This window comes from Phaeodactylibacter sp., from assembly GCF_022763345.1.
GTDB lineage: Bacteria > Bacteroidota > Bacteroidia > Chitinophagales > Saprospiraceae > Phaeodactylibacter.
The window spans coordinates 188,780-211,323 of record NZ_JALEGS010000050.1; the positions used below are offsets into that span (position 1 = coordinate 188,780).

Sequence of the window (22,544 nt, forward strand, 5' to 3'; positions counted from 1 at the left end):
ACTCTAACGATTACAAATATAGCCCCCCTGTCACGAAATCTAAACCCCATATTCATGGGGCAAGACATTGTGCATCAAAATGTGCTTAAATCATACAGAAACCTTATATTTGGGTTTAGTCGGATCCTCCCTTGGCAAAAAGTACCTTATTATGAGAATGATACTCCTAACTCTAGGACTATTGGCGCTTTTTTCATCGGCTGTCACTGGCCAGGGGAACGCTCAACTGGAATTATCACGCGAATTGCTCGGGCGCGAACGCTACGAAGATGCTGCAAAAGTTGCGGAACAGGCCTTCCACAGTGGCCGTAAAGCAGACGATCTGGCGATTCAAACCGAGGCCCGGCTGCTGCAGGCTGAGGCTTTTTTTGGCAAACAGACCGCCAGTTCTCTCAACTGGCGGGACAAAATGAAGGTCAAAAGGGCGATGAAGGCAGCTGAACAGCTTCTCGAGAAAGCCCCCAATGACACCTTACAGCTGCGATACCAGCAATTGGCCCGCCGGCTGAACAACCAACCGAAAATGCCCATACAGCCCGGTGGCGTGGCAGAACAGCGCCCCACTCTGGAGCAGCTTAAACAGCGCAGGCTCGATGTCATGCGTGCCGTTGGTGATTCCATCCTCTCCCTCAAAAAAGAACGGGAGGCTTATGAAAAAGAGGTGCAAACCCTCACCGATGAACAGGCACGTCAGGAATTGCTACTCGCCCGCCAGCAACAAACCATCGACTCTATTTCCCTGGCCCGGCTAGAGGATTCCATAATGGTCATCCGACAGGAACAACAACTGCAATCACAGGAAGCCCAGCTACAGCTTCAGCGTACCCAACGCAACCGCAGCCGCATTGTAGCTGGAGCCATTATCCTCATTGCTCTTATTCTGACCTGGCTGTACCTCAACTCCCGCCGAAAAAACCACATCATCGATACCGAACGGAAGCGCTCAGAAGAGCTACTGCTGAACATCCTGCCGGCATCCGTTGCCCAGGAACTCAAAACCGATGGTCAGGCCACAGCCCGGCATTATGAGGAGGCCACGGTACTTTTCTCGGACTTCAAGGACTTCAGCCGGATTTCCAAGGACCTCACCCCTGCCGAATTGGTGGAAGCCCTCGACCGTTGCTTCAAAGCCTTTGATGAAATAGCGGAGGCGCATGGCATCGAAAAAATTAAGACCATTGGTGACGCTTACATGGCCGCCGCCGGGGTACCGGAATCCAACCCGGATGATGCCCAGCGGGCAGTCAAGGCAGCTCTGGCTATGCAGGAATGGCTGAAGCAACAAAAAGACCTGCCCTTTTCCGGAGCGCGCATCGGTTTGCATACCGGACCGGTAGTGGCAGGAGTAGTAGGTGCCCGAAAATTCGCTTACGACATCTGGGGGGATACCGTCAACCTGGCCGCCCGCCTGGAATCCAAAGGGGAAGCAGGAAGGGTCAATATTTCTCAGGCGACTTATGACAGGATTAGCGATACGTTTTCCTGTACGCCTCGTGGAAAAGTTCCAGCTAAAGGGATTGGGGAGGTCGAAATGTACTTTGTCGAAAACACCGTTGCCGCCCCGACAGCAGCATAAGCATCCGAAAAGCAACCCGGCAACTATTAACAAGGCTCCAATTAGAACATCTGCCCCATAGCATGCGCTATAGTTATGTATACCAAACTATATGACCATTCTATCTTGCATCCTGGCGGTAATTATTGCTGGCTTCCTGTCTGCTCTTTTTTATGACAGGCACCGAAATATTGTGCTGTCTTTCGTCTCTTTGCTTTTTTTGGGGATCATCGCCTACTTTGGCTCCCTGTTAGGACCGGTGCTTGATGGAGCAACCATCGTGCAGGAAGTAATCTGGGTGGATACCCTCAATATTCAACTTACTTTCCTCGTTGATGGGCTTAGCCTGTTTTTTGCCCTTCTGGTCACAGTTTTTGGGTTGCTGATCTTTTTGTACGCTCACCGGTACATGAAAGACAGCCCTCAAATCAACCGGTTTGCAGGTTATCTGCTGTTATTCTCCGGCTCCATGCTTGGTCTTGTCCTCTCCGCCAACCTGATCGGGCTGTTTGTATTTTGGGAACTCACCAGCCTCAGCTCCTTCCTGCTCATTGGCTTCAAGCATAAAGAGGAAGACTCCAGGAGGTCCGCAAGGCAGGCGCTGCTGATTACAGCCGGTGGAGGACTGGCCCTGATGGCGGGTTTGATTCTCTTGGAAATCGCCACCGGCAGCGGGTATAATTTAACGGAAATACTATCCCAGCCTGAAGTGGTGGCTAGCAGTGGATTGCAATCTGCTGCCATTATCCTCATCGCGGTAGGAGCCCTCACCAAGTCCGCTCAGTTCCCTTTTCATTTCTGGTTGCCCAATGCCATGGCTGCGCCCACCCCGGTAAGTGCCTACCTGCATTCCGCAACGATGGTCAAAGCAGGCGTTTACCTCATTTTCCGGCTCAATCCCTTATTTCAGGAAGCCCCCCTCTGGCACCATCTGCTTGGAGCTGCCGGGGCACTGACCATGATCTGGGGCGCACTGAAAGCTTTTCAGGAGGATGATCTCAAGCGCATCCTTGCCTACACGACCATCAGCGCCCTGGGTATTCTGTTTATGATGATCGGGCTGGGTGGAGAAGCAGCGGTTAATGCAGCGATGGTGTATGTTCTGGCTCACGCCATGTACAAGTGCGCCCTGTTTATGGCCGCCGGCAATATCGACCACCAAACGGGCACGAGGCGGATTTCGCAGCTATCAGACCTGGGCCGGAAGATGCCGGTAACGGCAACGACGGTAGCCCTGGCGCTGGCCTCAATGGCTGGCGTGCTGCCTTTGCTGGGTTTTGTGGGAAAAGAACTTTTGTACGATGCGCTTTACCACACTGCCGATCCTTTTGCAATGGTTTACCTGGTGCTATTGTTTTTGGCCGGTGCGCTCTTCACTGCAGTGAGCGTAGACATTCTCTACAACGCATTTTTCAAAACCGGCAAGCTTCAGGATCACACTATAAGGGAGGGTCATTTGATGCTTATTTTCCCTCCGCTCCTATTGGCAGCAATAAGCCTGCTGACGGGTATTGCTCCGGGATGGACTATAGCGCCCCTGCTCAAATGGTCGGCTGCCAGCATCCATGATTTTGCCCCCTCTATGAAACTAAAACTATGGCATGGGTTCAATCTGGTGTTCCTCCTGAGCTTAGCCACTTTGCTCACGGGTGTAGGTCTGTACTTCCTCCGCAACTGGCTGAGGCGGGCCCGAAAACCGTCTTGGGCTTCCGCTGATTTTTTGTACGATCAGGTCATTGCCGGCAGTGAGTCCGTTGCGCAGTACACAACAGGCGAAATTCAAAATGGCTACCTCAGAAAGTATATTGCGACCGTTATCGTCACCTTCTCCATCCTGCTTTTAGCTGCAATGGTTCATGGTCAGGTTTTCCAGTCTTTATCGGCTGCCCCGCTACTGGAGGGCTTGCAGATTTACGAGCTTGTCATTTTAGCTTTGATTGCTCTTGCTACAGGCTTTCTTTTCCGGGTCAGGTCCAAACTGATTGTCACGGCGACTTTTGGCATTATTGGGTACAGTATCGCGTTGGCGTATACTTTGTTCAGCGCACCAGATGTGGCCATCACCCAATTCCTGGCCGAAACCCTCACGCTGATATTACTGATCCTAATTATTCACCGGCTGCCTTCCTATACCCTCGAAACATCCATTGCCCGCTTGAAATACCTGCCTATGGCGATCTTGTTTGGGGCGATGATGGCAATTACGGCTTATGTGATGCTACTACAGGAAAAAAATACGGGTTCAAAAGCCTATTTTCTTGAGCAAAGCATATCCAAGGGTAAAGGTCAGAATGCGGTGAATGTGATCCTGGTGGATTTTCGTGCCCTCGATACCCTGGGCGAAATTACGGTGCTTACAGTAACGATGATTGGAATTATTGCACTGCTGAAGTTCAAACCCAATAACAAAAAAGCATGAAGACCCTGATTCTGGCGACCCTACTACGCGCACTGACTCCTTTGTTTATCAGTTTTGCCCTCTACATGTTTTTCAGGGGCCACGATAAACCAGGCGGCGGATTCATAGCCGGGCTGATTGCTTCCATCCCCTTCATGCTGCACGCTATGGTCTTTGGGTATGAGCGGACCAGACAGGTATTTAGGGTAAAACCTTTAATGCTGGCGGCGCTTGGACTGCTCATGGCGCTCCTCAGCGGGTTTTTCGCTGTGCTGAAGGGCGAGCCCTACCTGACTTCGGCCTGGGTAACCCAGAAATTGCCTCTGGTGGGCAAAATTGGCACACCCATTTTTTTTGACTTTGGCGTTTTGCTGGTTGTCTTTGGCGTAGTCCTGCAAATTACTTTTTTACTCACTGAGGAATAACAACTTATGAATCTGATTATACCCCTGATTATTGGCGTTTTATTTTCAGCGAGCCTGTTTCTGATGTTCCAGAAAAGCTTTTTCAAGCTGATCATCGGGGTCATACTGTTTGGCTATGCCACCACTTTTTTCCTCTTCACTGTTGGAGGGGTGACCAAAAATGCGCCCCCACTGCTTTCTGAAGCAAAAGTAGCTGTGGACCAACTTGCAGATCCTTTGCCACAGGCATTAACCCTGACCGCCATTGTGATAAGTATTGGCGTGCAATTGTTCGTGATTGTGCTGTTAAAAAAAGTATACGAGGAAGTTGGGACGGAAGATTTGGATGAACTCAATACAACTGATAAAATAAAGTGACCGATACCATCCCCACCTTATTGCTCTTCCCGCTGTGGGTGCTGCTCGCGGCGTTCATCTTTTGCATTTTCTCCTGGAATCGGGCGAAGGTTCAGGCAGCTATTGCGATAGTCGCAGGGTTCCTGTACCTGGCAGCAGCGGCAGGTCTGTTTATGGAAGTGTACCGAAACGGTATTCAGGTCATACAGATCGGCAACTGGCCCGCTCCTTTTGGTATTACGCTCGTTGCGGACTTACTGGCTGCGGGAATGGTGCTTATTTCTGCCGTGGTCGCCTTTGCCATCATTTTGTATTCATTGCAGGACATATCGGCAGCGCGCAAAAAAAAGGGCTTTTATCCAGTTTTGCTCGTGATGATGTTTGGCGTTTGCGGCTCTTTTCTGACAGGGGATATTTTCAACCTCTATGTTTGGTTTGAAGTCATGCTGGTGGCTTCCTTCGTACTGATCGTTTTGGGCAACAGCAAAAAACAGCTGGAGGGCGCCGTCAAGTACGTCACCCTGAGCTTCATATCTTCGGGCTTCCTGCTTACCGGGTCGGCAATTCTGTATAAATTGACGGGCACCCTAAACATGGCTGATCTGTCCGTAGCGATTGCTCAGCACCCCAATCAGGAGCTGATTACGGTCTCTGCCGTGTTTTTTCTTACCGGGTTTGGAATCAAAGCAGCTCTGTTCCCGTTTTTTTCCTGGCTGCCTGCCTCCTATCCCACGCCTCCAATCTCAGTGGTTGGGCTGATGGCTGGATTGCTGACCAAAGTCGGGGTGTACGCCCTGATTCGGTTTTTCACCCTGCTCTACACTTACGATGTGCCTGCCACGCATTCCGTACTGCTCGTCCTGGCCGGACTTACGATGTTTTTTGGGGTATTGGGGGCCATTGCGCAGCGCAATTTCAAAAAAATCCTTTCTTTCCATATTGTCAGCCAAATCGGTTATATGATTATGGGGCTGGCCCTGTTCACCCCGCTGGCTATTGCCGGTTCCATCTTTTACATTATCCACCATATTTTGGTCAAAACCAACTTGTTTTTGATCAGCGGCATTGTCAAAATCACCAATGGCCATTACGCTTTAAGGAAACTGGGAGGGGTGTATGACCGCTACCCCTTTGTTACGGTTCTGTTTGCCGTTTCTGCCTTTTCGCTGGCAGGCATTCCTCCCCTTTCCGGTTTCTGGGGTAAGTTCATACTGGCTAAGGCGGGCTTGGCGTCTGAAGCATACCTTATCGTTGCGGTATCTCTTCTGGTTGGGCTGTTGACCCTCTTTTCCATGAGTAAAATCTGGGTATCCGTATTCTGGTCTGCAACACCTGAATCCGATAGCAATCCACCTCAACTTGATGGGCGAACGCTCTTCCGCCGTTACTACTGCCTCTTGCTGGCTTCGGTTTTTCTGACCCTTTGTACGCTGGGCATCAGCTTTTATCCTGATTTTTTGATCTCTTTTTCGGAGCAAACCGCTGAGCAATTGCTCAACCCGGATTCCTACATTAATGCTGTACTCAAATAATAGAATGCATGGTCATACTCATCAACCTACTCGTCGCTGTTCTGATGACCTGGTTTACCCAAGCCATCTATCCCGCTATTCCCGGCAATGGATTTGCAACCCTGCTGTTATTTGCCGGCTGGAATGCCTTGATTTGGCTGCTCACCTATTTTTTAAGCGAGCATTCCTTCCACAGGTCACGACTAATCGGCTCCCTCGTCCTCTTTTACCTAAAAGAACTTCTCACCGCTTCCCTGCGCGTCGCTTACGAGGTGCTCACCCCACAGGACCATATGCAGCCTGCCGTGATTGCCATCCCCCTGGAGGCTAAAACCGATTTTGAAATCACTTTGCTGGCCAACTTCATTACCCTGACACCGGGCACCCTGAGTATTGATGTCTCCAAAGACCGGAAAACCCTCTATGTACATGAGGTCTATGTAAAGGCAGGAGATACTGAAAGCGTGAAGCGGCAGATTAAAGAGGGTTTTGAGAAAAGAATCTTGAAAATCACCAGAAATCCGAACCAAGCATGAGCCTTTTCACCACTGCAGCTTACATCGCCATCGCCATCATCAGTATCAGTACAATACTAACGCTGGTGCGGTTTTTCAAAGGGCCGAGCCTACCTGACCGGGTGATATCTCTTGATGTATTCTCGGCCAACCTTCTTGCCGTGCTGGCAATTTATTCCGTACTCTCTGAGGAGAAAGCCTATTTGAACGTGGCCCTCATCATGTCGCTGATTGCTTTCGTGGGCACTATGACTTTTGCTTATTACCTGGTTCAAAAACGGGAAAAATCTAAGAATTATGATCAATGATCTGTTCAGTGCCGCATTTATGCTTGCCGGCTCCATCTTTATGCTCATTGCCAGTATTGGCATGGTTAAATTCCCGGACTTCTACATCCGCAATTCTGCCAGTACGAAAGCCGTGGTTTTAGGCGTTTTGCTGATTTTGCTGGGCGTTGGCATCCACTACAACGATACGATGATCTTTATTGAGATTTTTGCCATTCTCTTTTTCATCTTCCTAATTTCTCCGCTGGCTGCTCATATCGTTTCCCGTGCCGCAGTTATTACCGGCGTGGGGTTCTGGGAAAAAACCGATCTCAAAGAACTTGAAGATTATAAGAAGGAACAGGATAAGGAGGCTAAAATCACAAAAGTGGAGTAACCCTTTGGGATTACTCCACCGTTTGGTCTATGCCGTAACGCTCTACTTCAAATCCGCGTAGTGCGCAAAAAATAAAGGAATCGTCTCAATTCCCTTGTAAAAATTAAACAGCCCGTAGTGCTCATTGGGCGAGTGAATGGCATCGCTGTTGAGCCCAAAGCCCATCAGGACACTCTTTGCATCCAACACCTGCTCAAACAAGGCTACAATAGGGATACTGCCGCCTTCCCGGGTAGGGATTGGCGTTTTGCCGAATGCTTCTTCCATTGCTTTGGAAGCCGCCTTATACTCCGGTGTATCGGTTGGCGTCACGGCTGGCTCGCCGCCGTGGTGGGGTGTTACGGTAACTTTCACGGAAGCCGGAGCGATGCTTTCAAAGTGCTGTTTGAACAACTGCGTGATTTTTTCCGGGTCCTGATTTGGCACCAGGCGCATGCTGATTTTAGCATTGGCTTTGGAAGGCAGTACCGTCTTGGCGCCTTCTCCGATGTATCCGCCCCAAATGCCGTTGACATCCAGGGTCGGGCGGATGGATACGCGCTCCAATGGCGTATAGCCCGCTTCGCCCTGTACATCCCCGATTGCCAGGTCTTTCTTATATTTTTCCAAATCAAATGGAGCCTCATTGAGCTTTTTGCGCTCCGCCTCCGACAGTTCCACTACATCGTCATAAAATCCGGGAATGGTAATGTGCTTACGGTCGTCCATCAGGGAGCTGACCATATCGCAGAGGACATTGATAGGATTGGCTACGCCACCACCGTAGACGCCAGAGTGCAGGTCTCGGTTGGGGCCTACTACTTCCACTTCGAGGTAGCTCAGGCCACGGAGCCCAACTGTAATCGAGGGTACATCGTTAGCGATGATGGAGGTGTCTGAAATCAGTATGGTGTCGCACTTAAGTTTTTCCTGGTTTTCCCGGCAGAAGATTCCGAGATTAGCAGAGCCTACTTCCTCTTCGCCCTCTATCATAAACTTAATGTTGCAAGGCAAAGCGTCCTGTGCCATCATCGCCTCAAAGGCTTTGACATGCATAAAAAACTGCCCTTTGTCATCACAGGCACCCCGAGCGTAAATGGCACCGTCCGGGTGTGCTTCCGTCTTTTTGATGACAGGCTCGAAGGGCGGGGACTCCCAAAGTTCCATGGGGTCGGGCGGTTGCACATCGTAGTGCCCGTAAATGAGTACAGTGGGTTTTGCGGGATCAATCGTTTTCTCCGCATATACGATAGGATAACCGGCGGTCGGGCAAACCTCCACGCTATCGGCACCTGCCTTCCGAAGGCTTTCGGCTACGAAATCTGCCGTCTTCAGTACCTCCTCTTTATAGGCGGGATCTGCACTTACGGAAGGAATCCGCAATAGTTCCAGAAGCTCGTCCAGAAAGCGGTCCTTGTTTTCCTGAATATAGTCTTGTACAGCTTGCATAGGCTTAGTATTTGGCGGGTTGGTTAACGCGCCAAATGTAAGGAAAAAACGGGAACAGATCAGACCGTTTCCTCCTGATCTGATGCCGCAACGGACTCCAGTTCTTCCTCAAGCGGTTCCCGAAGTGTGTAATGCAGGAGCAGATAGCCTGATGTCCCTGCCACAAAGGAGCCGATTAGTATACCCAGCTTAGACTGAGCCAGCAGTGCAGGCATATCAAGAGCGAGGTTGGCTATAAAAAGTGCCATTGTGAAACCAATTCCGCCCAGCAAGCCCAGCCCAACCATCTGCACCCATCCGGTTCGCAGGGGCAAGTCGGCAATCCTTAGCTTTACGGCAAGCCATGAAAAGAGGACAATACCAATGACTTTTCCAAAAAGCAGCGCGACTGCAATATTCACAAACAGGGGCTGACTGAAGACCTCACCGCTCCCACCGATTTTTATTCCGGCATTAGCCAGCGCAAAAAGTGGCATCACAAAGAAGGCTACAAAATCATTGAGCTGATACTCCAGCCGCTGCAGAGGGGGGAGCACAGAGCGGGCCCGGTTTCTCAAGTCCTGCAACTGATGCAACTCGGGGTCGGGTATAAATGGCCCTCCCCCATCGGCTTTCTCCATCCTGAACTCATCCAGAAAATCTTCAATACGGCTCGCAAACCGGCGGGCACGAAGCTTATTGGTAGCAGGCACTGCCATAGCTACCAGCACTCCGGCTATAGTCGGATGGATACCTGACTTAAACATGTAGTACCATACCCCCAGACCGCCCAGCAGGTATACCCAGTTGCGTTTGATGCTAAACGTGTGATTGCACAAAAACAAAAATGCCAGGATACCGCCCGACATTGCCAACGCGCCCCAGTGAACTTCGTGAGAATAAAAGACGGTAATGACAAAAATAGCACCCAGGTCATCTACAATAGCAAAGGCAGTCAGAAATACCTTCATACCCAAAGGTACCCGGCTACCCAGCAAAGAAAGTATGCCAATAGAGAAGGCAATATCTGTCGCCATAGGAATACCCCAGCCTTTCATGCCCGGGCCAGCGTCCTGAAGCAAAAAGAACAGGCCGACCGGTACGGCCATACCGCCCACAGCAGCCAGCAACGGCAATGCGGCTTTACGTGGCGTAGACAATTCACCGTCAATCACTTCCTTTTTTATTTCCAGCCCTATCGTAAAGAAGAAAATGGCCATCAACCCGTCATTCACCCATAGCAGCAACGGCTTGGAGAAGCTGTCTTCCCCAATGGAAATGCTTACCGGCGTGTCCCATAAATCAAAGTAGGCAGGAGCCAGAGGAGAGTTGGCCCATACCAAAGCGACCACCGTGGACAGAATAAGCAAAATTCCACTTGAAGAATCATTACGGATAAATTGTCGAAAGGGCGCGGTAATGGACTGGAGGAGTGTTTTAGGCTGCATGTAGCGATTGACGTGTTAATCAATTGATTTCCAATAATTTTGAACTGTCAATTACTGAACATGGAAATCAAACCCCATGTTCTAACAGTGAAATCAGTAAAAAAAATCTTGATATGCTAAACCGACAAACCTTTCATACACTTGCTCAAGTCAATACTCCTCACTGCGTAAGCATCTATGTACCGGGGTATCCTTCTGAGCAGGGTGTGGAAAGCCGTTCTTTTCTGAAAAAAATGCTTAACGATGCTGCCGACCGGCTAATGCAAAACGGTATGTCAGATAAAAATGCCCGGGCCCACCTGTTCAATGGCTACGAACTGCTCAATGAGGCAGAGCGCTGGCAGCAGCTTGAATCCAGCTATGCCCTGTTCATCGGTCCGGAAACCTTCGAAGCGCTGGAACTCAATCGCCAGGTATCGCCCCGATTGATTGTGGACCAGCGGTTTTACCTGTTGCCATTAATCAGCGAAATGAGTACGGCCAACGAATTCTACGTCCTGGCGCTGGGTGAATCAGAAGCTGGTCTGTACCGCGGCGACGCCAACTCCATACAACCTGTACCTGCTGATGAGCAACTCCCCGAAAACATGGAAGCTGCTTTGGAAATGGATACCGAAATGCGCAACGTACAAATGAACCGGGGCGCTGCTGCCTTTGATACCACCATTTTCGAAGGGGATGAAATGGGGCATGACCATCGCCTTAAGCAGTACAAAAGGTACTGTTATCAGGTGGACCAGGGCGTGCAGGCTATATTGGAGGAGGCCAACGCCCCTGTCGTTTTGGCAACGACCGACCAAATAGCGCCTATCTATAAAGAAACCAGTGACTATACAGACATCGCACCGGTCCACATCAGCGGTACGCCGGAGCAGCTGTCTCATCAGCAGATGCATAAGCAGGCACTGGAAATCATTCGCGACTTCCACCACAACCAGAAAGATCGGAAAATGGAAGGTTTTGGCGATTATGACGACAAAGAGCTCGCCTCTTCATCTGTATTTGAAATCCTGCCCCGTGCCTACAAAGGCGAGGTGGAAACCTTATTTGTAGCGGAAGGACAAAAACGATGGGGTGCTTTCAACCCTAAAAGCGGTAAAGTCGAACTGCACAAAAACCGCCAGAAAGACAGCGAGGACCTGATCAACCTGACCGCCATTTATGCCTTCCTCAGGGGCACAAGTATTTTCCTTGTGAATCAGGACGATCTTCCTAATTCCAGCACTCCGATTAATGCTATTTATAAGTCAGGCAACGAATCCTAAACTCAGGGTATCTACCCATAAGAACAAAGAACTGATTCCCCCCAACCGGTCGTCTGCATCATTCGTGATGTGGGCGGCTGTTTTTTTTTACAAGGCAGCCTTAGCTTTTTGTGCGCCATTGACGGCCAGCGCGCGGCCGGGTCCTCTTTCCTGAGCCATTTCGTACATTTTCAGCGCTTTAGCATAGGATTTCTTCTCCATCAGGTAATCGGCAAAAAATTCGTAAGCGGGGTATACAATCTCCGGTGGTCCGTAGCTGTAGTCAATATTGTGCTGCGTATTGACCGCTCTGACCATATACTTTTCAGCTTTCTTCTCATCTCCCCTCAGACGCCAAAGCAATGCCTTCAGCTCCAGCTCCATCACCTCAGCCTGTTTGACCTCCACTTTATTGGCACTGCCCCAGGCGCTGCTCGTGCTGCACATAGGAGCTCCCCCGGTAGCCATAATAATGGTTGCCTGCTGCCGCTTGTCCGCCAGTGTGTCAATGAAGCCAGCCAACAGCATTTCATCGTTCTGCCGGTAAGCCTGATACCCCTTCAGAAAATACCCGACCGCCTGATGGCTAACATTCAGGTCGTTCAGTTCCACTTCGGTTGCGGCCAGCGGGTGGTCCCAATTGCCTGTCTCTACCAGAAAGTTGCCCAGCATGCGAATCAGGTACGACCGGGCCGTAACCGAAGGCAACTCTGTTGTATAGCCAACCATTTCCGTCAGGATTTCTTCTGCTTTATCAAAATTCCCCTTTTGCAAATAACCATACTGCAACCAGTGGAACGCATGGTAACTCCGGGCATCGTTGTCCAGCCCCTTTGCTTTCATACGCTCCACGCTCGCGTCGTAGGAGGCAATATTCGAGGTAATAACTTCGTCCCACATGCCCATTGCTACATAAATATGAGAAGGCATATGCAGGGCGTGTGCAGCATCGGGGGCAACCTTGGAATAGCTATTGGCGGCATCAAGTGCCAGACGGGCGTGAGCCGGATCATCGTAGGAATGAATAAGGTAGTGCAGCGCACCCGGGTGAGATGGGTTTTCGCGGATAATGCTCTGCGCAATACCGGCGCCTTTCTCAAAGACCGCCTTATCCCGGCCAGCCTGCACACTGCCCAGCAGGGACAACGCGTAAAATGCAGCCACTTCCTGCTGCCCCGGGTACTTTTCGTACAGTTCGCTCATAAATTCAGCGTAAGCCTGATCGCGGTCCGCCTTCTCCCCTTCTCCATACAGCACATTCAGGGAACGGATCAGGTCCTTTTCCAGGTCAGTCCCTGCTTTAGCCAGTCGCTTATCCAGGTTTTTGCCCAGCCGTTCCATCGCACTTCGCCCTTTTTCCGCTTGTTGCCGGTGCCAAATCGGCTGATTGTAGGTCATCGCTTCGCCCCAGTAGGCCATCGCAAAATCCTCATCCGCTTCCTGTGCTTTCTGAAAAGCCGCACGGGCATCTTCGTATTCGAAGCTATGCAGCAACAGCAGCCCCTTTTCGAAGTGCGGCAGAGCTTCAGGAGCCCCGGTCACCTTCATATCTACCTCACCGAGCTGATAAGCAGCAGCAGCTTGTTCATCCGTATCGCACCCCAAGAAAGCAGCAATAGCGAACAGCAAAAAAACAGACTTTCTGAACATAACACCCTTTTTTTCACAAAGCTAAGCATTAATTAATTCTGAAAAACCTCCGGGGATAATTGAATAAAAACTCAAATATCATTAATATTGACATGGAAAGGGGTAACGGACTTTTATTTCCCTTCAGCACGTCCTGCCAAAAGCTCAACAACCTGCGTTAAGCAAGCACTTCGCAATCCTACTACAAAAATTATTTACAGTTCTGCCATCATACGGTTGAGAGGGTTATGCCTGAACCTACTTCTACAGGCATCTCCCGCAGTATCTATCTATACTGTGACCATTCCCGTGTTGGGGGACCTTTTCAATGCAATGAATACGATAGCATATTTATATACTTATACAACCATTTGAACTATGGCGAATCTAAGTCCCAGGCCGGGGCTTCTCGGTAACAGGCTTGCTGCCCATTTGCTCCGGCGGGCGTCCTTTGCGAGTTCCAAAGCGCGGATTAACGCCTTTGCCAGCATGACCGCAACGGAAGCAGTAGAAACCCTCCTGGCTATCCCTCCCCTCGTGCATCCCGAAGGGCCTATCAACTGGATGGACAGCACAACGCCCTGGCTAACCACAGGCCCCTACAGTAGTGGACCGGATACCTTTATGGGTAGAAAGCGGCGTGCTGTATGGCTTTGGGTGGCTAATGAAATGCTCCATGACCCATCAGTGCGGCATAAAATGGCACTGTTCTGGCACAGTATTTTCGTAACAGAGCAGGACCGCGACTGGTCTGAATTTGACCTGTTCAGGCTGTTCCAAATGTACGCCACAGGCAATGTAAAAACGCTGGCGTACAAGGTCACCCTCGACAATAAAATGCTGCGCTACCTCAATAACAACAACAACCGGCGCGACAGCCCTAACGAAAATTACGCCCGGGAGTTCCTGGAGCTTTTCACCATCCTTAAAGGGCCTGTGCAGGGTACCGGCGATTACACCAACTACACTGAAGAAGATATCAAGCAGGCTGCCCGTGTCCTCACCGGTTTCGATGATGAAGGCTTCGAAAATAAAGACCCGGAAACGGGGCTGGCTACCGGGCGGGCCATCTACAACCGCCACCACCCTGGCTTCAAAACCTTTTCCGCTGCTTTTGGGAATCAAACCATCACCGGGGCAACCGATGAGGCGGATATGTTCCGGGAGTTGCAGGACTTCGTGGACATGGTCTTCAACCAACCGGAGACCGCACGGGCTTACGTACGCCGACTCTACCACTTTTTTGTAAAGGATACCATCAATGAGGAAGCTGAGCAGGACATCATAGCGCCACTGGCAGACCAACTCTACAATGAGGGTTATCATATCGAAAACACCTTAAAAACCCTACTTTGCAGCCGTCATTTCTACGATGAAGATGATAGCAATGCAAAGGATGAAGTGATCGGTGGCAAACTGAAAAGCCCGCTGGATTATGTCCTCGGCGCCATCAACCTCTTTGATGCCAATAAAATGGGAGTGCTCAATGAAAACGTGGAGCATTACGACACCACCGCTCAGCGCTTTTTGTACAACCACCTGGAGCACATCGGTTTCACCTTCTATCCCCTCTCTGTAGAAGGCTATCCGGGTTTCTTTAAAGCGCCCAATTACAGTAAATTCTGGTTTGATCAGTCCACCATCGCCTACCGGTTTCGGCTGCCCTATGCGCTACTGGAAGGCAAGACGGTTCAGAACAACCGGGATATTCCGTTTCAGGTCGACCTCGTCCCTTTCTTCCGGGACAATTTCGCCAATCAGGAGTATGCCGGGGAACTGGTCCGGCAATTTTTAGAGCTAACGCTGCCCGAAATGCCACAAGGCCAACGGTTTGACTATTTCTTACAAAAACTGCTGGGCGACCTCAGCCCCATCAACTGGATGTTTGAATGGCAGGGCTATCTGCAGTCTGGCAACGAAGAATCCGTCAAAGTGGCCCTCACCGACCTCTTTGAAGCCGTCGTGGGCTCACCGGAATTCCAATCTTTCTAAAACCGACCAACACCGAAATCATGAACAGAAGAAATTTCCTTCAACAATCGGCAGCACTGGGCATGTACCCTCTCCTGGCCGGTGCGATGCCCCTGAGCGGAATCGCCTCGACCACGCCCTTTCTGCCGAACCCCTGTGAAGTGACTGACCGCAGTGTCGTCATCATATTCCTCAACGGTGCCAATGATATCTTCAACACAGCCGTGCCCCTGTCCCAATTTTCAGCCTATACTCAATTCCGCCCCTCCATTCACTTGCCGGAACAAAGCCTGATCACCCTGGACGACAGCCTCAGCGACGATCAGGCTCTGGGGCTTCACCCCCGCCTTTCGGCCTTTAAAAACCTGTACGATGATGGCTTACTGACGATGGTACAGGGGGTTGGCTATGATCAGCCCAACCGTTCCCACTTCAAATCCACAGAGAACTGGCTGACCGGCAGCGGTGGCGCACTGCAAAATGAAAAAAGCGGCTGGATGGCCCGGTTCCTGGAAGATCGCTACCCGGGCTACAACGGTACGCCCTTTGACGGTGAGCCGGACCCCCTGGCCCTCCTATTTGGCAATACCATCTCTACCGGCTTCCACTCTGCCGCTGAGCACCGCCTGGAGATCAACCTCTCCGGGCAGGATCCTTCCGGGTTTTACATCATGATTTCCTCCCTGGGCGGGGCACCCATTATGGACATTCCCGATACAGACCACGGCGGCATACTGAACCACATACAGACCATCAGTAACAGCGTGAATGTCTACGCCTCCCGGATTTCAGACACCTTCAACAACGGCACCAATTCGGCAGACTACCCCAACAGCTCCCTGGGCAATCAGCTCAAAACCATTGCCCGGATGATGGCTGGGGGCAGCCGCACCAAAATCTATATGGCCAGCAAAGGTGGCTGGGACAACCACAATAACATGGTGCAGTACAACAATAATACAGAGGGCACGCACGCCAACCTCCTCGGTGACCTGAGCGAATCCGTAGCGGCGTTCCAGGAAGATATCCAAAACATGGGCCTCGACAACAAGGTGCTGACTGTGATTTTCTCAGAATTTGGCCGCAAAATCATTCAAAACGGCAGCCGAGGCACCGACCACGGTACCCTTAGTTCCATGTTCCTCATCGGCCGGGGCGTGGACGGTGGCGTAATCGGCAACAATATCAACCTTAGCGATCAGGACAATCCCGGTGCGCCTAATCCCGAACAGATTCAGTACGACTACAGGCAGGTGTTCTCTACTGTGCTTCAGGACTGGCTTGGAGCCAATGACGATTCACTTAGCAGCACCTTCAAGCGGCAGGAATACATTTCCAACCGGCCCAATTTGATCAATGAAAGCAATCTGGTGCCTGACTCCTGCTACTATAGTCCGCAGCCACCGGTGACCTGCGCCTGCATACGAGTGCGCCTTTTCCTCGAAGGCTTCTACGATCCGCAGCTACAGCAAATGCATACCCAACTGCTGGATCAGAATGCATTGCCATCCACTCAGCCCTACAGCGCTGCTCCCTTTAACTATGAAGGCACCGAAACCGTAATAACCTGGCCGGAAGATACCGTTGACTGGGTGCTGGTTGAGTTGCGCAGCGCCAATAACCTGGCCTATACCGTAGCACGGAAGGCTTTCCTCCTTCGCGCCGATGGGCAGTTGATGGGAACCAACGGTACGCCAGGCATCTCCTTCGACGAAGTCCCCGACGGCACCTATCACCTGGCTGTTTTCCACCGCAACCATCTTGCGGTGGTTTCTGCCGAGCCTATTCCCACAGACAGCCCGAACTTCCAGTATGATTTCACAACTAGCGAAAACCGAGCCCTCGGTGACCGGCAGCTCAAAATCACCGGACAGGTATGGGCCATGCGCAGTGGCGATGCCGACCACAATCACGTCATCAACAATCAGGACTACAATCTCTGGACAACCCAACAGGGACAGCCCGCCCATTACGACAACCATGACCTGAATGCTGATGGTCAGATTGATGCCAATGATTTCCAGCTCTGGCGCGGCAACCGCAGCAAACTGGGCCAATTAAAATAACCGAACGATGAAAAGAACGATCACCTATATTTTGCCGCTGGTATTCAGTCTTTTCACCAGTGGCCAGCTCCTTGCCCAAAGTATTGCCCTGAAGCTCGAAGCTTCTAAAGACTGTAACCTTTACCGGTATTGCACCGATATTATCCTGGCATCCGATAGCGGAGCGCCGGTCAGGATGGGCACCTCTTCCCTACTGATGACTTATAATGCAGAAGCGCTGGCTTTCCACAGCTATGAGCCTCTGGCTTACAACGGAGGACAAGACTGCCTGGATGGTACGATGAGCCCCTGGTCCGCTCACGAATACGATGCCTATTCCCACCCCGGCCAATTCAGCCTTACCTTACTGCTCAACGCTGCCATGCCACCCTGTGTGGAGATGGACGAAGCTCCTTCAGTCACCATTGGTACGGTTTGCTTTGACGTCAAACAGCAGGGGAGCGCCCCGGCAATCAGCTTTGATGCAAGCCACACCGCTTTCAACAGCCTGCAGGCTAATAATGGTACGGCAGCATTGCATATCTCCTCCTGGCCGGTCTTATCGGGCACAGGAAGCCTGGCCTGCGACTGCCCCGGTGCAGGAGCAGCGTGCGATGACCAAAACGTGTACACCGTCAACGACCAATTCGACAATAACTGTAATTGTAAAGGCGTCGCACTCGATTCGGATGGAGATGGCATACCTGATGGCATAGATCCCTGCAGAAATCTGGCTTATGAAGCAGAAAGTTTCCTGGAGGGCAATATTACTGTGCGCAACCATATTCCGCATTTCTACGGAGATGGGTTTGTCGACTACACCAACGATACTGCTGAGTTTATCCTCCTCCCAATCGAGACCAGTACCACTGGGGAATACCAATTCACCTTCCGGTACACGTCCAACAACCGCGACCGGTTCCTGCAGCTAGCCATAGATGGAGAAGTCGTTGTCCCCGCTCTTTCGTTCCCGGAAACCGCCGATTGGGAAGACTGGCAGGAAATAACACTTCCACAGACTTTATCAGCCGGTATGCATGAAGTCACGCTGCGACCGGTAGACGGCTGGGGCCCGAACCTCGACCGGATGGTGGTTTCCATTTGTGATGGCTGTGCCGACAGTGGCACCCCTTGTGATGACGGCGATCCCTGTACCCTTGATGATGTATTGGACCGGGACTGCAATTGCGGTGGCCGGGTGATTGATGAAGATGGAGATCAGATTCCTGACCTTTGCGACCCGCACGTAGGCACTGCTGCTGATTTCCCCCTGGAAACCGGCATCGCCCCTTCTGTAACGGAAAACTGGCAGACGATTACCCTGACCGAAACTTACGATTCTATGGTAGTCATTGCCACCGCGCACCTGATACAGAAAACCGACTTGCCGGTGGTTACCCGCATCCGGAATGCACAGGGCAACAGTTTTGAGCTAAGGATTCAGAACCCTGGAGGGACGACTCCTGCCTCCTATGCTGTTTACTACGTAGTGGCGGAAGCTGGTACTTACGCTACTAAGCACGACGGCATCAAAATGGAAGCCCGTCTGGAGCCCGCCACGAAAACAGCGGATGCTTCCAACTGGTGGAGTAACCGGGAGCAACGGACTTTCCGGCAGTATTATGAAAATCCGGTCGTGCTGGGACAGGTGATGACGAGCGAGAATGATGCCTGGTCCGTATTCTGGTCCTCCAGGGGCAATCATTCCGCCCATCCTCCGGAAATGAATAACCTGTCCGCCGGCAAACACAAAGGAGAAGATTACCACACCACCCGAACAGATGAAATGATCGGCTTCCTCATCATCGAAGCCGGTTCCTATCAGGTCCGCAACCGGATACTGGAAGCCGGGCTGGGCAGTGACATCGTCCGTGGCCCCAACAACAATGGCTACACCTATGACCTGAACAATCCTGAAATCCGGGGCGCGGTGCTGAGTGCTGCTGGCATGGACGGTGGCAACGGCTATTGGCCGGTCCTCTTTGGAGAACAGCCCATAGAGCCCGGCCTGATCCGAATGGTAGCCGATGAAGATCAAATCCATGATACAGAGCGGGGACATACCACCGAACAGATTGCCTACCTCGCCTTCGAAGACCGCATTTGCCGATACGATGCTGATATGGATGGTATTTGCGATGCGGAAGATGTGTGCCCCGGCTTTGACGATCTGGCTGACGAAGATGAAGATGGCCTACCCGATGCCTGCGACGACTGTAACGACAACCTGATTGGCCGGCCCTGTGACGACGGCATTGCCTGTACGATCCTCGATGTATACACTGAGGGCTGCGGCTGTACAGGCATCCCTATGGACAGCGATGGCGATGGCGTCTGCAACTGGGATGACATTTGCGAAAATGGAGATGACAATATCGACACCGATAACGATGGCATTCCTGATGCCTGCGACCCAAATGTAGGCGATGCCACCACGATGCCAATAGAAACGGGCTTAATCACTGGCGTTTCAGATACCTGGCAGACGGTTACCCTCAACCGGAGTTTTGAGGATATGGTCGTAGTCGCCACCGTACAACTACCTGGTTATGATTACGCCCCTGTCGTACCCCGGGTACGCAACGCCAGCGGAAACACCTTTGAGCTGAAAGTCCAGAACCCAGGCGGCACTACCGACAGCCTCTACGATGTCCACTTTGTGGCAGTGCAGGCCGGCAAGTACCAGGCTGCGCACGATGGCGTTACGATGGAAGCCGGGTTCGCGAGCGCACTGGAAACCGCCCATTCCGGCAATTGGTGGTCAGCCAAAGAGGAGCGCGAAATGGAACAGCAATATACACAGCCGGTACTGCTGGGGCAGGTCATGAGTGAAAACGATACCCGTTGGTCGGTATTCTGGGCATCAAGGGGCAACCATTCCAGCAACCCAGCTGAACCTGACAATTATGCATTGGGTAAGCATGTCGCTGCCGATACCATCACGGACCGGGCAGTGGAGACCATCGGCTACATCCTTATGGAAGCCGGGCAGTACAACCTTAGCGGTATTATGCTTGAGGCTGGAGTAGGAGCGGCAATCATCGGTGGACAAAACGCCGGAGACACTTATAACACTTCCGTACCTGCCCCCAATGGAGCCGTCCTCAGTGTAGCGGGCATTAAAGGAGGCGACGGGCACTGGCCGGTCCTCTACGGCGCAGCGCCTTTCGGCAACCATGCTTTTGACTTATCGGTAGATGAAGACCAGATTTCAGATAGCGAGCGCTGGCATATGGACGAATCCGTTGCTTTCGTTGCCTTCAATAACACCAATGCTACGATTCCGAACCTGGCGTTGACCACGCCTGACACGCCGGAGCCGACAAGCCAGATTGCAGCAGTTAGCCCAATGCAGGAAGCGCCTGTAATTTCCGATGTTCAATTCCAGGCTTTTCCGAACCCCGTTTATGATGTGGTAACGGTCAATGCGGATATCAAAAACGGCGCTTCATGTACCCTAACCGTGGTCGATGTCATTGGAAAAGTCCGGTTGACCCGTATTTATCCTCAAACCAACAGTGCGGCACTACAAGAGTCCCTGAACCTCAGCCACTTGCCCAACGGCTACTACTTCCTTCACCTGAACGATGGCGGCCGGGACCGAACGATACGACTGGTAAAGGTTAATGATCAGTAAAGAGATTACTCCCCCTTATTTCAACTGAACCCCCGGACCGTATAGCAATATGCGGTCCGTTTTTCATTATAAATCAATCCCAGCGCTCCTCATCGTACGGGATAATGTAAGCCTGAATGGTCGTGCCGTCAAAGTCTTCCTGCCCCTCGCGCACAATGTCCGGGTAGGCAATATTATTGGGGCAAAAGACGAGGTACAGCCCGGTAGTGAGGCCGAGGCTTTGAAAGTAGTAGGCCAACTGCCGTTTGCCGGATTCAAACTTTCCGGGGCTGTAGTAGACCTTCGTCTCAATGACAAATTCCTGCCCCCGGATATTGATGATCATATCGCTTTTACCAAGCCCGGTATCGGCTTCCCGGTAAATTTTACCGCCCAGCTCCTCGACGATAGCATGAATGTAGGTCTCAAAACTGTAAATCAATGCCGCTTCCCGGATGGATTTATAGTTGCCGTCGGCATCTTTTTCCCGGAAAGGGGCAAAACCACGGCGTTTGACGTAGGCCTTGTAGGCAGCGATTAGCTTTTCAAAGTTCAATCCGCCCTCCGGGGTGAAGTACTCCGGGGCATAATGGATCGGGTGATACGCTTTTGCTCCCCGTTGGTGTAGGGATAGAAGGCATCGTACAGGCGCTTTTTGTAAAAAGGCACCCAAAAGGTTACGAATCCGTCTTCATCTTTTCTTATCAAGCCGTTAGTGTGTAAGTACTTAATACTCGGCCGGTCAATTTTAAATGGGATTTTATCCTCAGTAAATAGTAAACGCTCTACAAGCCTGCGCTCTTCTTTTGCCTTGTTGTGAATATTTTCAAAGTTCTTGTCTATCGATTCGGTGAGATACCAATCTTCCACCTCCAAATAAGCAGCCTCATCCAATACCGGGCGATCCGGAAAAAACTCCACCAATTTAGCTGCGAAGCCATTAACCAGACCCGGTTGATTAGCGGTGATAGTGCTGACTTTTTGAATAGTCGCTTTCCTTTCTACAGTGAAATGTTGTTGAGGGTTATTCGGACCTGAAGTATTGAAGTACCGCATCAACGTTGATTACTTTTCACGAAGATAAGGACTTTTCCAAAATCTCTGCAAGCCCCTAAATCCGCTCCACCGCCTGCTCAATCGGCTGCTCTCCCTCCAGCATCTCATAAGAGCCCCGATAGGTATTCGGGCGGTCCAGTATTTCCCGTATGGTGGTAGCCACATCTTCGCGGGGGATTTCACCCATGCGCTCCTGCGTACGCTCGCCGATGTCTACCTTGCCCTTCCCGCTGTCGTTGGTCAGGCGACCCGGCTTGAGGATGGTGTAGTTCAGCCCGGAGGATATGAGGTGGTTGTCGGCGGCAGCCTTGGCTTCGTAGTAGTGCTTCATGGAGTCGGGCCATTCCTTCGGCTCAAAGTCGGCACCGAAGGCGCTGACCATAACGAACCGGTCGATGCCTTTGGACTTGGCTTCGTTAATGGCTTTGACGGCACCCTTCTTGTCTACCAGTTCGGTTTTTTCCTCCCCGGTATCGGCACCAGAGCCTGCAGTAAACACCACAGCGTCTATACCCTGAAAGGCGTGTCCAATGTCTTTTTCCAGATCGGCTAGTACCGGATTCGTCCCCTTTTCTTTAAAGGTATTCACATCTTCTTCTTTCCGCACCATGGGCACCGGCTCGTGTTGGCTGTCTTTAAGTTTATCTACCAGCTGTGTGCCGATTTGCCCGTTCGCTCCAATAATAAGTACTTTCATAATTGCTTTTAATGGTGAAAGGCAGGCG

At 51.3% G+C, this 22,544-nt stretch carries 18 protein-coding genes; 12 read left to right on the forward strand and 6 right to left on the reverse strand.

All coding sequences use genetic code 11. The features are described from left to right. The first annotated feature begins 151 nt into the window (after positions 1–151). The 8 genes from MRY86_RS14435 (at position 152) to mnhG (ending at position 7,403) form a co-directional block, all read left to right on the forward strand. The gene (locus MRY86_RS14435) at positions 152–1,576 is read left to right on the forward strand and encodes an adenylate/guanylate cyclase domain-containing protein (RefSeq protein WP_293566901.1); all 1,425 of its coding nucleotides are present in this window, start codon (positions 152–154) and stop codon (positions 1,574–1,576) included. A 91-nt stretch (positions 1,577–1,667) separates the two neighbouring features. Beyond that, positions 1,668–3,974 (forward strand): hydrogen gas-evolving membrane-bound hydrogenase subunit E, encoded by a 2,307-nt coding sequence (gene mbhE, locus MRY86_RS14440; RefSeq protein WP_293571578.1) that lies wholly within the window; start codon positions 1,668–1,670, stop codon positions 3,972–3,974. Continuing rightward, positions 3,971–4,378, forward strand: coding sequence for an MnhB domain-containing protein (locus MRY86_RS14445; protein WP_293564067.1), 408 nt, complete (start codon positions 3,971–3,973; stop codon positions 4,376–4,378). Before mbhE ends, MRY86_RS14445 begins: the two co-directional genes overlap by 4 nt. A gap of 6 nt (positions 4,379–4,384) precedes the next feature. Then, on the forward strand, positions 4,385–4,735 hold the full coding sequence (locus MRY86_RS14450) for an NADH-quinone oxidoreductase subunit K (RefSeq protein ID WP_293564066.1): 351 nt from the start codon (positions 4,385–4,387) through the stop codon (positions 4,733–4,735). Beyond that, a complete protein-coding gene (locus MRY86_RS14455) occupies positions 4,732–6,246 on the forward strand; it encodes a proton-conducting transporter membrane subunit (RefSeq protein ID WP_293564065.1) in 1,515 nt (504 codons plus the stop codon). Before MRY86_RS14450 ends, MRY86_RS14455 begins: the two co-directional genes overlap by 4 nt. Positions 6,247–6,254: 8 nt before the next feature. Continuing rightward, entirely contained in the window at positions 6,255–6,761 is a 507-nt protein-coding gene (locus MRY86_RS14460; RefSeq protein WP_293564064.1) for a Na+/H+ antiporter subunit E, read from the forward strand. Continuing rightward, complete coding sequence (locus MRY86_RS14465; protein WP_293564063.1) at positions 6,758–7,048, forward strand: monovalent cation/H+ antiporter complex subunit F; 291 nt, start codon at positions 6,758–6,760, stop codon at positions 7,046–7,048. The genes MRY86_RS14460 and MRY86_RS14465 overlap by 4 nt, the downstream gene beginning before the upstream one ends. Then, positions 7,038–7,403: a monovalent cation/H(+) antiporter subunit G gene (gene mnhG, locus MRY86_RS14470; RefSeq protein WP_293564062.1), complete on the forward strand. Its 366-nt coding sequence runs from the start codon at positions 7,038–7,040 to the stop codon at positions 7,401–7,403. Before MRY86_RS14465 ends, mnhG begins: the two co-directional genes overlap by 11 nt. Positions 7,404–7,445: 42 nt before the next feature. Here the strand turns inward: mnhG and MRY86_RS14475 are convergent, their stop codons facing one another. Then, complete coding sequence (locus tag MRY86_RS14475) at positions 7,446–8,831, reverse strand: dipeptidase (RefSeq protein ID WP_293564061.1); 1,386 nt, start codon at positions 8,829–8,831, stop codon at positions 7,446–7,448. A 59-nt stretch (positions 8,832–8,890) separates the two neighbouring features. Next, positions 8,891–10,258, reverse strand: a complete 1,368-nt coding sequence (nhaA, locus tag MRY86_RS14480) for a Na+/H+ antiporter NhaA (RefSeq protein WP_293564060.1) — start codon at positions 10,256–10,258, stop codon at positions 8,891–8,893. A gap of 113 nt (positions 10,259–10,371) precedes the next feature. Between nhaA and MRY86_RS14485 the strand changes: the two genes are divergently transcribed. Further along, positions 10,372–11,523: a hypothetical protein gene (locus MRY86_RS14485; RefSeq protein WP_293564058.1), complete on the forward strand. Its 1,152-nt coding sequence runs from the start codon at positions 10,372–10,374 to the stop codon at positions 11,521–11,523. An 87-nt stretch (positions 11,524–11,610) separates the two neighbouring features. Here MRY86_RS14485 and MRY86_RS14490 read toward each other — a convergent pair whose 3' ends face one another. Then, positions 11,611–13,152: a hypothetical protein gene (locus MRY86_RS14490; RefSeq protein ID WP_293564056.1), complete on the reverse strand. Its 1,542-nt coding sequence runs from the start codon at positions 13,150–13,152 to the stop codon at positions 11,611–11,613. A gap of 357 nt (positions 13,153–13,509) precedes the next feature. Between MRY86_RS14490 and MRY86_RS14495 the strand changes: the two genes are divergently transcribed. From MRY86_RS14495 to MRY86_RS14505, 3 genes are read left to right on the forward strand one after another with little or no spacing between them, the layout of a single operon-like run. Further along, complete coding sequence (locus MRY86_RS14495) at positions 13,510–15,123, forward strand: DUF1800 family protein (RefSeq protein WP_293564054.1); 1,614 nt, start codon at positions 13,510–13,512, stop codon at positions 15,121–15,123. A 20-nt stretch (positions 15,124–15,143) separates the two neighbouring features. Further along, positions 15,144–17,168 (forward strand): DUF1501 domain-containing protein, encoded by a 2,025-nt coding sequence (locus MRY86_RS14500; RefSeq protein WP_293564053.1) that lies wholly within the window; start codon positions 15,144–15,146, stop codon positions 17,166–17,168. A 7-nt stretch (positions 17,169–17,175) separates the two neighbouring features. Continuing rightward, positions 17,176–20,784 (forward strand): T9SS type A sorting domain-containing protein, encoded by a 3,609-nt coding sequence (locus tag MRY86_RS14505; protein ID WP_293571580.1) that lies wholly within the window; start codon positions 17,176–17,178, stop codon positions 20,782–20,784. 73 nt (positions 20,785–20,857) lie between these two features. On the opposite strand, the gene MRY86_RS14510 is transcribed toward MRY86_RS14505, so the two are convergent. From MRY86_RS14510 to MRY86_RS14520, 3 genes are read right to left on the reverse strand one after another with little or no spacing between them, the layout of a single operon-like run. Continuing rightward, the gene (locus MRY86_RS14510) at positions 20,858–21,319 is read right to left on the reverse strand and encodes a hypothetical protein (protein ID WP_293570332.1); all 462 of its coding nucleotides are present in this window, start codon (positions 21,317–21,319) and stop codon (positions 20,858–20,860) included. Further along, entirely contained in the window at positions 21,316–21,819 is a 504-nt protein-coding gene (locus MRY86_RS14515) for a hypothetical protein (RefSeq protein WP_293570331.1), read from the reverse strand. Before MRY86_RS14515 ends, MRY86_RS14510 begins: the two co-directional genes overlap by 4 nt. A gap of 55 nt (positions 21,820–21,874) precedes the next feature. Beyond that, positions 21,875–22,516, reverse strand: coding sequence for an SDR family oxidoreductase (locus MRY86_RS14520; protein WP_293570330.1), 642 nt, complete (start codon positions 22,514–22,516; stop codon positions 21,875–21,877). Positions 22,517–22,544: the final 28 nt, after the last annotated feature.